The 10993-nt window shown below is 65.3% G+C and carries 11 protein-coding genes; 2 read left to right on the top strand and 9 right to left on the bottom strand.

The features are described from left to right. Nucleotides 1–191 precede the first annotated feature (191 nt). The 3 genes from AACR77_RS18395 to AACR77_RS18405 all read right to left on the bottom strand — a co-directional run bounded on the left by AACR77_RS18395 (nucleotide 192) and on the right by AACR77_RS18405 (nucleotide 4313). Complete coding sequence (locus AACR77_RS18395) at nucleotides 192–776, bottom strand: ANTAR domain-containing response regulator (RefSeq protein WP_010675452.1); 585 nt, start codon at nucleotides 774–776, stop codon at nucleotides 192–194. 125 nt (nucleotides 777–901) lie between these two features. Next, the gene (gene cobA, locus AACR77_RS18400) at nucleotides 902–1660 is read right to left on the bottom strand and encodes a uroporphyrinogen-III C-methyltransferase (protein WP_042883284.1); all 759 of its coding nucleotides are present in this window, start codon (nucleotides 1658–1660) and stop codon (nucleotides 902–904) included. A 28-nt stretch (nucleotides 1661–1688) separates the two neighbouring features. Beyond that, a complete protein-coding gene (locus tag AACR77_RS18405; protein WP_042883286.1) occupies nucleotides 1689–4313 on the bottom strand; it encodes a nitrate reductase in 2625 nt (874 codons plus the stop codon). Between the two features lie 284 nt (nucleotides 4314–4597). On the opposite strand from AACR77_RS18405, the gene AACR77_RS18410 reads away from it, so the two are divergent. Beyond that, a complete protein-coding gene (locus tag AACR77_RS18410) occupies nucleotides 4598–5101 on the top strand; it encodes an RNA methyltransferase (RefSeq protein ID WP_042883288.1) in 504 nt (167 codons plus the stop codon). A 158-nt stretch (nucleotides 5102–5259) separates the two neighbouring features. Here the strand turns inward: AACR77_RS18410 and AACR77_RS18415 are convergent, their stop codons facing one another. Then, complete coding sequence (locus tag AACR77_RS18415; RefSeq protein ID WP_010675456.1) at nucleotides 5260–6003, bottom strand: hypothetical protein; 744 nt, start codon at nucleotides 6001–6003, stop codon at nucleotides 5260–5262. A 194-nt stretch (nucleotides 6004–6197) separates the two neighbouring features. Between AACR77_RS18415 and AACR77_RS18420 the strand changes: the two genes are divergently transcribed. Next, the gene (locus AACR77_RS18420) at nucleotides 6198–6629 is read left to right on the top strand and encodes a universal stress protein (RefSeq protein WP_041212463.1); all 432 of its coding nucleotides are present in this window, start codon (nucleotides 6198–6200) and stop codon (nucleotides 6627–6629) included. A gap of 169 nt (nucleotides 6630–6798) precedes the next feature. Here AACR77_RS18420 and AACR77_RS18425 read toward each other — a convergent pair whose 3' ends face one another. The 5 genes from AACR77_RS18425 to AACR77_RS18445 all read right to left on the bottom strand — a co-directional run. Further along, nucleotides 6799–7434 (bottom strand): murein L,D-transpeptidase catalytic domain family protein, encoded by a 636-nt coding sequence (locus AACR77_RS18425; protein ID WP_042016892.1) that lies wholly within the window; start codon nucleotides 7432–7434, stop codon nucleotides 6799–6801. Between the two features lie 156 nt (nucleotides 7435–7590). After that, entirely contained in the window at nucleotides 7591–8847 is a 1257-nt protein-coding gene (locus AACR77_RS18430) for a glutamate-5-semialdehyde dehydrogenase (protein ID WP_262512438.1), read from the bottom strand. Between the two features lie 32 nt (nucleotides 8848–8879). Continuing rightward, the gene (gene proB, locus AACR77_RS18435) at nucleotides 8880–9983 is read right to left on the bottom strand and encodes a glutamate 5-kinase (protein WP_010675460.1); all 1104 of its coding nucleotides are present in this window, start codon (nucleotides 9981–9983) and stop codon (nucleotides 8880–8882) included. Between the two features lie 145 nt (nucleotides 9984–10128). Further along, nucleotides 10129–10521 carry a sigma factor-binding protein Crl gene (gene crl, locus AACR77_RS18440; RefSeq protein ID WP_042883291.1) on the bottom strand — a complete coding sequence of 131 codons (393 nt, stop codon included), beginning with the start codon at nucleotides 10519–10521 and terminating at the stop codon, nucleotides 10129–10131. 62 nt (nucleotides 10522–10583) lie between these two features. Further along, nucleotides 10584–10993: alpha/beta hydrolase (locus AACR77_RS18445; RefSeq protein ID WP_042883294.1), on the bottom strand; the 410-nt coding region annotated here is incomplete at its 5' end.

Genomic DNA, 10993 nt, shown 5'->3' on the forward strand with positions numbered 1-10993 from the left:
GGGTGAGTGACCTGACCGGCCCCTCACTGCGCATCGTTACTTCATTGCTATCGTGTTTTTGTTATTCACTTTCCGTGCCAGCTCGTCCAGGGTGCATCAGACGGCCCTTTGCGGCCTGTGGTGCCCTGATCCTCCCTCAAATTTGCCTCAATTAGGCGCAGTTGCACCAAAACGGTTGGCCACGGGAGCGCTCAGGCGGGCAAAGCCTGCAGCAGTTGCCGCGCCAGCTCCCCCAGGCTCAGGTGACGGCTCATGGCGGTGCTGCGCATCAGGCGATAGGCCTCGTCCTCGTCCAGCCCCTGATGGCGCATCAGGCGTCCCTTGGCCTGCTCGATGAGCCGCCTATCCTCCAGCTTCTGGCGCAGCTCGCTCTCGGTCTGCATCAGGGCCTGCACCATGGCGAGCTGACTGCGGGCCAGGCGCAGCCACTGCTCCACCGGCTCACGCTCGCCGCAAGGGTGGGGCACCAGCAACACCCCCTGCTGCAACAGGGCGAGCTGGGTATCGCCCCCCAGCCGCTCGCAGAACAAGAGGCGCGGCATGTCGGGCCAAAGGGAGAGGCCAAGGCGTACCTCGGCGCTGAACTGGCGGCAACTGACGAGCAGGGCATCCCCCCTCTGCGTCGGCGTCAGCAACTGGCGGGTATCGAGGATCCCGGGCTGATGGCCGTAGTGACTGACCAGCAGGGCCAGGCGGTTCGCCTGGCCCGGGTCATCGGCGTGGATCAACAGCCGGGAAGCGGGGCCGTCCTGGCCCCGGGTGGAAAAAGTGGTCATGGCGCTCCTTGCCGGCGACGATCGCGTTCTGTCTGGCGAAAATGCCGCAACATGAAGGCCAACTCTTTGAATCTACCTCCTTTTTATCTATCAGGAGGTAGTAGGGGTAGAGGGAAAATCGCCCCTCAGGCGACCCGTTCCAGGGCCTCCGTCAGCAGCCCCTGCAGCTCGGCGCGCAGCCGCACCACCTCCCCCATGATGATCAGCACCGGGCTCTGGCCCAGCAGGGCACGGGCGGCCTGCTCCAGGCCATCGAGCGTGGCCTCGTGCACCTGCTGGCGGGGGCTGCAGCCAGCCACCACCAGGGCCACCGGCAGCGCGCCCGGGGCCCCCGCCCTCAACATCCCTTCCCGAATGCGGGCCGCCCGCTCCAGCCCCATGTAGAACACCAGGGTGTGGCCCGCCCGGGTCAGCCCCTGCCAGCCCTGATAGTCGCGCTCGTCCATCAGGTGCCCCGTCACCAGGGTCAGAGAGCGGGCCAGCCCCCTGTGGGTCAGGGGAAGGAAGCTGCTGGCGGCGCACCCCAGGGCCGCCGTGATCCCCGGCACCAGCTCGGCCTCGATGCCGTGCCGGGCCAGGTGCAGCGCCTCCTCGCCGCCGCGCCCGAACACCAGGGGATCCCCTCCCTTGAGGCGCACCACCCGCTTGCCCGTGCGGGCCAGGGCCAGCAGCAGGGCGTTGATCTCCTCCTGGGTCGGGCTCGGCTCACCGCAGCGCTTGCCCACGTCGAAGCGGGCCGCACCGTGGGGAATGCGGGCCAGGATCTCGCTCCCCACCAGGCGGTCATAGACCACGACCTCTGCCGCCTCCAGACGGTGCAGGGCGCGCAGGGTCAACAATTCGAGGGGCCCGGGGCCCGCTCCCACCAGACTGATTTGGCTCATCTCAGGCTCCTTCTGTCCTGGCACCGCACTAAGCGGATGCCAGGAAAACATGTTTGATCAACAGCTTGCCGATTTCGGGCAGACAGGTGCCGCAGTTGCTGCCACAGCCGAGCAGGGCCTGCAGCCCCGCCAGCTCGCTCACCCCCTGCCGGGTGATGGCATCGACGATGCGCTGCTCCGAGACCCGCAGGCAGGAGCAGACCAGCCGGCTCTCCCCGGCCAGGGCCTGGTTCAGGGTCTGGCTCAGGGCCCCCGCCTGGAGCGGCGTGCCGAGCAGACTGGCCAGCAGGTCGACCTTGATGTCCGGGCGCCGCGCCCCCACCAGCAGGATCCCCTCGATACGATCTCCGGCCAGGGCCACGGCCAGCCACCCCTCCTTCATGGGCAGCCTGAGCCAGTGCCCCTCGGCCCCCAGCCGTTGCCACAGGATCTCTGTGCTCTCTGACCAGGAGGCCAGCAGGGTGCAGTTCCCCTCGGGCAGGGGACGCCTGGCCCACCAGTCCACCGGCTCGCGCCACTCACCACGGCCACACCAGAGCCCTTGCCAGCGGGTGAGCTGCGCCCTGGCCTGCACACGCCCCTGTTTGAACATCGGCTGGCCGGAAAGGGGATCCACCACGGGGGCGATGAGGCGGTTGACCGCCCCCTGGCTGCACTGGCTGTCGGTCCAGTGCATGGGCAGGAAGGCCTCCCCCTCCCTGAGCCCCTCATCCAGCCCCACCAGCAGCAGCGCCTCCCCAAGCCCGTTGCAAAGGCGCACCAGATCCCCCTCCTTCACGCCAAGCGCCAGCAGGCTGGCGGCCCCCATTCGCACCCTGGGCCAGGGCTCGGCCTCCTGCAACCGGGGCACGTGGCCGGTGCGGGTCATGGTGTGCCACTGATCCCGCAGGCGGCCACTGTTGAGGAGCAGGGAGACAGCCCCTGCAAGCGGGGGCGTTTCTGGCTGCTCGGGGAAGCGCTGGGCCAGGGGCAGCAGGCGGGCCCGACCATCCGGGGTGGCAAAGCGCCCATCCTCGAACAGGCGATCCCGCCCACGGGGCCAGTCGGCGTTGACGGGCCAGCGCAGGGGAGAAAGGGCCTCGAATTCGGCGCGGGTGAGCCCCGCCAGGCCCGAGATGTCGAACTGGCGGGATCCGTCGTTCTCAAAGCCGGAGAGGGCGGCATGCTCGCAGAAGATCTCGTGCTCGTGCTCATAGGCGAACCCCTCGCCAAAGCCGAGCCGACGGGCGAGCCGGGTCAGGGCCCACCAGTCGGGCCTGGCCTCCCCCGGCAGGGGCAGGAAGGCGCGCTGGCGGCTGATGGTGCGCTCGGAGTTGGTGACGGTGCCGCTCTTCTCTCCCCAGGCGGCGGCAGGCAACAGCAGGTGGGCGAGGCGCGCCGTGTCGGTGTTGGCCGTTACCTCGGAGACCACCAGCAGCTCGCAGCGGCTCAGGGCCTCGCGCACCCGGTTGCCGTCCGGCAGGGAGACCGCCGGGTTGGTGCCGAGCACCCAGAGCGCGCGGATCTCCCCCCGGTGCACCGCCTCGAACAGCTCGACGGCCTTGTGCCCCGGCCCGCGCACCATGGTCGGGCTTCCCCAGAAGCGCTGTACCCGATCGCACTCGGCCTCGCCAAAGCCCATGTGGGCGGCGAGCTGAGTCGCGAGCCCTCCCACCTCGCGCCCTCCCATGGCGTTGGGTTGCCCCGTCATGGAGAAGGGAGCCGCCCCCGGCTTGCCGATGCGACCGCACATCAGGTGGGCGTTGATGATGGCGTTGGCCTTGTCCACCCCCTGGTTGGACTGGTTGATCCCCTGGCAGAACAGGGTGACGGTCTTGGGGGTACGGGCAAAGAGCTGGTAGAAACCGAGCAGATCGCTGCGGGAGAGGCCGCAGCTGCGGGCCACCTCGTCCAACTGCCAGGCGGGGTCGTCCAGCGCCCCCGCCAACGCCTCGAAGCCGCTCACGTGCTGCGCCACATAAGCCTTGTCCCAGCCATCGACATCGAGCAGGAAGCGGCACAGGCCGTTCCAGAGCGTCACGTCGCTGCCGGGTTTGAGGGCGAGATGCAGATCTCCCTGCTCCGCCGTCATGGTGCGGCGGGGATCCAGCACCACCAGCTTGAGCTCGGGGCGCCGCGCCCTGGCCTGCTGCAGGCGGCGAAACAACACGGGATGGGTCCAGGCGGTGTTGGCACCGGTGAGCACCACCAGATCGGCGAGCTCGAGATCCTCGTAACAGGCGGGCACCAGATCCTCCCCGAAGGCGCGCTGGTGGGCCACCACCGCCGACGACATGCAGAGCCGGGAGTTGGTGTCCACGTTGGCACTGCCCAGATACCCCTTCATCAGCTTGTTGGCGACGTAGTAATCCTCGGTGGTGAGCTGGCCCGACAGATAGATGCCGATGGCACCCGGCCCGGACTCGGCCAGGATGGCGGCAAAACGCGCAGCCAGGGTGTCCAGGGCCTCTTCCCAGCCGATGCGCTGCCCCATCCAGCGCGGATAGAGCAGGCGATCGGGAAAGGCCAGGCTCTCCAGCAGGCTGGCCCCCTTGACGCACAGGGCGCCGCCGTTGGCCGGATGCTGCTCATCCCCCTGCAACTGCCAGTTGTCGCCCTCCCGGCTCAGCCGGATGCCGCACCCCACTCCGCAATAGGCACAGGTGGTCTTCATTCCCTTGCTCCTTGTCATGTGTCTGACGAAGGGCCCATAAAAAAAGCGTCCGCCCCCCTGCGGGGACGGACGCCTTTGTCCGGATGCCTCATCGTCTTGTATGGGGAAATAACTGCAAACCCCGCGCCAGGATGCAAGGGGCGCCGCCATTGCGCATCAGGGGGTCGGGCTGCGCCGCCACGGTGCAGCCGCCCCCTTGTTGGGCCCGCCTTGCGGGAATCCGCCCCGCACGCTGGGCAAGGGGCCCACCGGGGGTATAATGCGCCGCCACACAGGAGAGAGAGATGAAAGTGTCAGATGAAGGCGCCACCGGGCAGCACTGGGCAGATGCCCGGGAGGGAGAGGACTATTGCGCCATCGGACTGGTCAATCCCAAATCCCCGGAGAACGTGGGCGCCGTGATGCGGGCCGCCGGCTGCTACGGGGCGGACGAGGTCTACTACACGGGGCAGCGCTTCGAGCTGGCACGCCGTTTTGTCACCGACACCAAGCAGATGGTGGAGAAGATCCCCCTGCTCGGGGTCGAGGCGCTGCTGGACTTCGTGCCCGAGGGCTGCACCCCTGTGCTGGTGGATCTGATCGAGGGGGCCACGCCCCTGCCGGATTACGTGCACCCCGAAAGAGCCTTCTACATCTTCGGCCCGGAGGATGGCACCCTGGAACCCGCCCGCTTCGCGGCGGTGAAGGAGGTCATCTATGTGCCAACTCAGGGTTGCATGAACCTGGCCGCCTCGGTCAACGTCATCCTCTATGACCGGTTGGCCAAGACGCTCAGCGCCAAAGGCTGAGGGCGGGGCAAGACGTTATCTATGTGGCCAGACCGACAGGCTGCATGCACCTCACCGCCTCGGTCAACGTCATCCTCTATGACCGGTTGGCCAAGACGCTCAGAGCCAAAGGCTGAGGCAGGACAAGAGGGGCCCGATGACGGTATCAGGCCCGACAGCTAGGGCTGTGGCTTGTTCGCCCGCACCACCTGCTCCCTGAGAAAGTCCTGGTAGTAGTCGTAGAGCTTGTTCTGCCGATAGATCTCCGCCAGCTTGCCCTGCCTTATCAGGGTGCGCATGCCGGGATCCCAGAGCCCGTGCAACTGCCTGCCCTTCGGGGTATCGGCGAAGATGGGGTAGGTCGGGATCCAGCGCAGGAATACCTGTACCAGCTCGGGGGGAAGGGAGCCTTCGGGGTAGAGGGCGCCGTCGGTCAGGTAGTAGCGGTAACGCCCCTTGATCAGCAATTGCAGCGCCATCTCGTGGCTGTCTATCTCGAACCAGCGCATCGGCTCCGGGATGAACTTGTCAAAGGCCCACCCCCTCAGCCAGAGCACCTCCTGCTCCTTGAGGCTGTGCTCCCCTGCCCAGTGCGGCAGCCAGCGCTTTTGCATCACCACGCTCACGTAGTCCGCCGAGTCGGGGTAGTCGGGCTGATGGACCCCGGGCACCTCTCCCCGATAGACCCCCATCGCCATGTCCCCCTCCTTTTTCGACACCACCGCCAGTGCCCGTTTGTAAGGCACCATGTGAAGCTTCACCTCGTGCCCCAGGGGTTCATAGATGGCTCGAACCACATCCAGATAGACCCCCTTGCCGTCCCGGTGACAGAAGCCGGGCCAGTCGTCGCAATAGACGTGTATGGTGTCTGCCCGCACGAACGAGGTGATCAGCAGGCAACAGAACAGAAAAAGACGAACCATGAATATCCTCAGTGATATGGCACTCGGCAGATGCTCACCGCCGGACGGCCCGTTCAGGCATACAGATAGCATAGAAAAACAGAGTCCCGGCCGACATTTTCCCCGTTTTGCGAGCGGGTCGAGGGTTATTGTCGCCCCACAGCGTATCATGGCAAACAAGATTCATTAGTAGCCCAACCTGAGGGGAGATTCTCATGCCAACCATCAAATCCCTGCTCTGCCCCGTCGATTTCTCCGAGATGTCCAGAGCGGTACTCGACTACGCCGTCTTCATGGCCAACACCCACCAGGCCGAGCTCAAACTGGTCCACGTGGTGGATCAGCTGCACGGCTTCGACAGCTACAAGATCCTGCACATGACGGCCATCGAGATCACCCACGAGATGGAGCGTCAGGCCAAGAGCCAGCTCAAGGAACTGGTCGCCTGCCTGCCGATTCCGGCCAAATTCGAGGTCCGTTTTGGCCGCGCCGCCGATGAAATCGTCCTCCAGGCGAAGGAAGACAAGGTGGATCTCGTGGTCATGGGCAGCCATGGCCGCTCCGGCATCACCCACCTGCTGGTGGGCAGCGTGGCGGAATCCGTGGTGCGCCACGCTCCCTGCCCTGTGCTGGTGGTCCGCAAATAATCCCCGCCTGATGCGCCAAGGCCAGCATATGCTGGCCTTTTTGCTGTTCATTGCCATGGGATACTCATCTCAGAACCGGTGCACGAGGGATAACGAGAGGTCGTCGGCAAGGTAGAGCGCCGCCCACCACTCCTGGTGACGCCCTCGCAGCAGGCTCGCGGGCAAGGTCTCAGCCATGGGCATAGATGACGCTCCCTCCCTTGATGGTGTCGATGATCGCCCTGGACTGCTCCCTTGGCAGGGCCGGGCATCCCCAGCTGCGCCCCAGCTTGTCAAACTTCTGCAGATGTCTGGGGCTGGCGTAGTCCGCCCCGTGCACCACGATGGCGCGCTTGCGGGCATTGCTGTTCTTGCCGGGACTGAGGCCATCGAGACGCAGGGAGTAACCGTGCTTGCCCTGATAGGTCTCGGCGGTGCGGTAGACTCCCAGGGAACTTTGCCGGGAATTCATCTGATTGGAGAACTGGCGGGCGGCCAGCTCCCCCGAATTGCGGCCGTGGCTGACCCAGGTGTGGTAGAGCAGCTTGTGGCGCTTGACGTCGATGACGAACAGCCGGCGCATGGTCGAGGGCTTGCTGTAGTCGATGATTGTGAGAATGGGTTTTCGCTTGTGGCGCACGCTCTGGTAACCGTCCAGGGCCTTGCGAAACACGCGGCTGTCGAGCTTGCCCGCCAGCCCGAGCTGACGATAGAGATCCTGGTCCCAGCTGGCGTGGCTGGCGCCGCTGAAACAGAGCGCCCCCAGCAGCAGTGGCAGGCTCAGCCAGAGGCTGCCCCACCACGCACTCCTATCCTGTCCCTTCATCCTTGAAGTTGCTCCCCTTGCTGTCGCTGGCCTGATGCCCCGGGTGACACCGCATCCTGCTGGATAGTTATATGCAAGCCATTGATTGCGAGCAATAAAAAAGCACAAAAATGCCGACCTGAGTCGGCATTGTCCTGCTTGCTGAGCGTGCCTGGATCAGGCACGGCTGAGATAATCCGCCTGCCCCACCCACTTGTAGCTGGTGAGTTCGGTCAGCCCCATGGGGCCACGGGCGTGAAGCATCTGGGTCGAGACCGCCACCTCGGCCCCGAGGCCAAACTGGCCACCGTCGGTGAAGCGGGTGGAGGCGTTGACATAGACCGCCGCCGAACCGGCCCCGTTGACGAAACGCTCGGCATTGGCGAGGGAGTTGGTCAGGATGGCATCGGAGTGGCCGGCGTTGTGCTCGCGCATATGGGCGAGCGCCTCGTTGACGTCCGCCACCACCTTGACCCCCAGGGTCAGCCCCAGCCACTCGGTGTCGAAATCTTCCGGCCCCGCGTCGCACAGGTTGTCGCTGCCAGCCAGCAGCGCCATGGCATTGGGCGCGCCCACCAGGGTCACCTTGCGCTCGTTCATCAGAGCCACCAGTTGCGGCAGCAAGGTGGCCGCCACCTTCTCGTGTACCAGCAGGGTATCGAGGGCGTTGCAGGCGGAGGGGCGCTGCACCTTGGCGTTCTCGATGACCGCCAGGGAACGCGCCAGATCGGCGCTCTCGTCCACGAAGATATGGCTGATACCGAACCCGCCGATGATGACGGGGATGGAGCTGTTCTCCTTGCACATCTTGTGAAGACCCGCGCCGCCGCGGGGGATGATCATGTCCACGTAGCGGTCGAGGCGCAGCAACTCGGCCACCAGCGCCCTGTCCGGGTTGTCGATGTACTGCACCGCCGCCTCGGGCAGGCCGGACGCCGCCAGGGCATGCTGGATCACCCGCACCAGCTCCAGGTTGGAGTGGAAGGTCTCGCGACCGCCGCGCAGAATGCTGGCGTTGCCGGTCTTGAGGCAGAGGCTGGCGATGTCGATGGTGACGTTGGGGCGCGCCTCGTAGATGACGCCGATGACCCCGATGGGCACCCGGCGACGGGAGAGGCGCAGGCCGTTCTCCAGCACCCGGCTGTCGATTTCGGCCCCGACCGGATCATCCAGGGTGATCACCTTGCGCACATCCGCCACTATGCCGGCAAGGCGCGCCGGGTTGAGCAGCAGGCGATCCAGCATGGCTTCCGTGAGCCCCGCCTCGCGCCCGGCGGCGATGTCTTTCTCGTTGGCCGCCAGGATCTGGGCACTGCGTGCTTCCAGTTCATCGGCGATGGCCGCCAGCGCCCGGTTCTTCTGTGCCGTGCTGACGGTGGCCAGTTGATAGGCGGCTTCACGGGCCGCCTGCCCCATTTTCTCCAGACTCATCACAGTTCCCTTTTGTTTATGCGGTGCCGCACTGTTCAGAGCAGCACCATGTCATCACGGTGGATGGCCACGGCCCCATAGCCGTAACCCAATACCTGTTCAATCTGATCCGAGTGGACACCGCGCAGCCGATCCAGCTCCAGATGGTCGTAACGGCAGATACCGCGAGCCAGCTCGCTCCCCTTGGGATCCAGGATACGCACCACGTCGCCGCGCACGAAATCTCCCTTCACCGCGACGATGCCCTTGGGCAGCAGGCTGGATCCCTTCTCCTGCATGGCGGCCACGGCCCCCTGATCCACCTGCACTTCGCCGTGAGGAGGGGGCCCTGCCAGGATCCAGCTCTTGCGCCCTTCCAGGGGGGATGCCAGAGCCGGGAACAGGGTCCCCACCCGCTCCCCGGCGGCGAGTCGGCCGATCACTTCCGGGATCTGGCCGGTGGCGATCACCACGTCCACCCCGGCCCGGCGCGCCACGTCGGCCGCCTGCAGCTTGGTGGCCATGCCACCGGTGCCAAGGCCGCTCACGCTGTCACCGGCAAGGGAGCGCAGGGTGTCGTCTATGGTCTGCACCTCTTCGATGAGCTGGGCATCCGGGTTGGTGCGCGGGTCGGCGGTGAAGAGCCCCTTCTGATCCGTGAGCAGGATCAGCAAGTCCGCATCCGCCAGGATGGCGGCACGGGCGGAGAGGTTGTCGTTGTCCCCCACCTTGATCTCGGCGGTGGCCACGGCGTCGTTCTCGTTGATGACGGGGATGATGCGGTGATCGAGCAGAGTGCGCAGGGTGTCGCGGGCATTGAGGTAGCGCTCCCTGTCTTCCAGGTCGGCGCGGGTCAGCAGCATCTGGCCGATGTGCAGCCCGTAGAGGTTGAACAGGTCCTGCCATACCCGGATGAGCTGGGTCTGACCCACCGCCGCCAGCATCTGTTTGTTCGGCAGGGTAGGCGCCAGCGGAGGGTGGCCCAGATGCTCGCGACCGGCGGCGATGGCCCCCGACGTGACCAGCACGACACGGTGCCCGTGTCGATGCAAGGCGGCACATTGTCTGACCAGCTCGACCATGTGGGCACGGTTGAGGCGGGCAGATCCCCCGGTGAGCACGCTGGTGCCCAGTTTGACGACTATGGTTCTGTTTTCCATGGGAACGAAGGGTTAGAAAAGTAAGGAATCCCTTTATACCCACGGCCCCCCTGCCCTGCAAGGCAATTAAGCCTCGCCAGGCAGTTGCGGGCTCGGTGACAAAGCATCGGGGTACCCCGCACCGGAAAGATGCGGGGGTTGGGGATCAGGCTGCCGTCACGCTCAGTTCGGCAGTCACCTGCTTCGCGGGGGAGAGGGTGCACTCCAGCTGGGTCAACTTGCCGCTGATGAGCTTGTAGAAATGTTGCAGGGTGCGTTCCACTTCCGCCTGATGCTTCTTGGGCAGCGCCTTGTCGATCCACTCCCCGTCCGCGTTGTAGAACCCCGTCTGATAGTGGTAGCTGAAGCTGTGATCCTCCTGCTCCAGCACCAGCCACCAGCCCCAGAACTCCCGCTTGTCCGGGGCAGGCTTGGCGCTGACGCAGACGGACAGGCAGTCAAAGCGGTAGCGGCCCTCCTCGCACAGGTCTTCACGCAAATAGGGGCCAATGGCCGCGAACTGCCGAAGCAATCGCTTGTAAGTCACTCTTTCCGACATGCTAACCTCCCTGTTGAACAAGCCATACCATCACATGGTGATGTTACATTTTTAGTTTTATATCATGTACATAAGTGCTTTTTGAGCCAATCTACCGTCTCTTTCAGTGCCTCGTCATAGACCTCGAGCAGTGGCTGCTTGTCAAACACCACCGCCTTGCCGTTGCGACTCGCAGCGGCCAATGCCCGGACATCCTGCTCGGGACAAATAAAATCTTTCTTGTGCCCGATACTCAATATCGGCACGGAAGTGCGACTCCCCAGCAATCCCTGGGTCTTGAGGGAGAAGACCTGACACTTGGTGCGCAGCAGATCCCACTGGGCCGCGTCCGCCCCCAGCCGGTTCGCCAGCCCGTCGCGCATCATGCGCGGGCAGCGGGCGAACATCTCCTGATTGGTGAACACCTGGTTGATGCCGGCACCGATGCAGACCACGGTCCGAAGCTTGAACGGCTCGACGAAGGCGAGGCGGG

Source organism: Aeromonas sp. ZOR0002 (genome assembly GCF_963866995.1).
GTDB classification, from domain to species: Bacteria; Pseudomonadota; Gammaproteobacteria; order Enterobacterales; family Aeromonadaceae; genus Aeromonas; species Aeromonas caviae.

Coding starts and splice junctions, on each gene's coding strand:
- AACR77_RS18395 (WP_010675452.1), bottom strand. CDS start 776: ATGACCACTTTTTCCACCCGGGGCCAGGACGGCCCCGCTTCCCGGCTG.
- cobA (WP_042883284.1), bottom strand. CDS start 1,660: ATGAGCCAAATCAGTCTGGTGGGAGCGGGCCCCGGGCCCCTCGAATTG.
- AACR77_RS18405 (WP_042883286.1), bottom strand. CDS start 4,313: ATGAAGACCACCTGTGCCTATTGCGGAGTGGGGTGCGGCATCCGGCTG.
- AACR77_RS18410 (WP_042883288.1), top strand. CDS start 4,598: ATGAAAGTGTCAGATGAAGGCGCCACCGGGCAGCACTGGGCAGATGCC.
- AACR77_RS18415 (WP_010675456.1), bottom strand. CDS start 6,003: ATGGTTCGTCTTTTTCTGTTCTGTTGCCTGCTGATCACCTCGTTCGTG.
- AACR77_RS18420 (WP_041212463.1), top strand. CDS start 6,198: ATGCCAACCATCAAATCCCTGCTCTGCCCCGTCGATTTCTCCGAGATG.
- AACR77_RS18425 (WP_042016892.1), bottom strand. CDS start 7,434: ATGAAGGGACAGGATAGGAGTGCGTGGTGGGGCAGCCTCTGGCTGAGC.
- proB (WP_010675460.1), bottom strand. CDS start 9,983: ATGGAAAACAGAACCATAGTCGTCAAACTGGGCACCAGCGTGCTCACC.
- crl (WP_042883291.1), bottom strand. CDS start 10,521: ATGTCGGAAAGAGTGACTTACAAGCGATTGCTTCGGCAGTTCGCGGCC.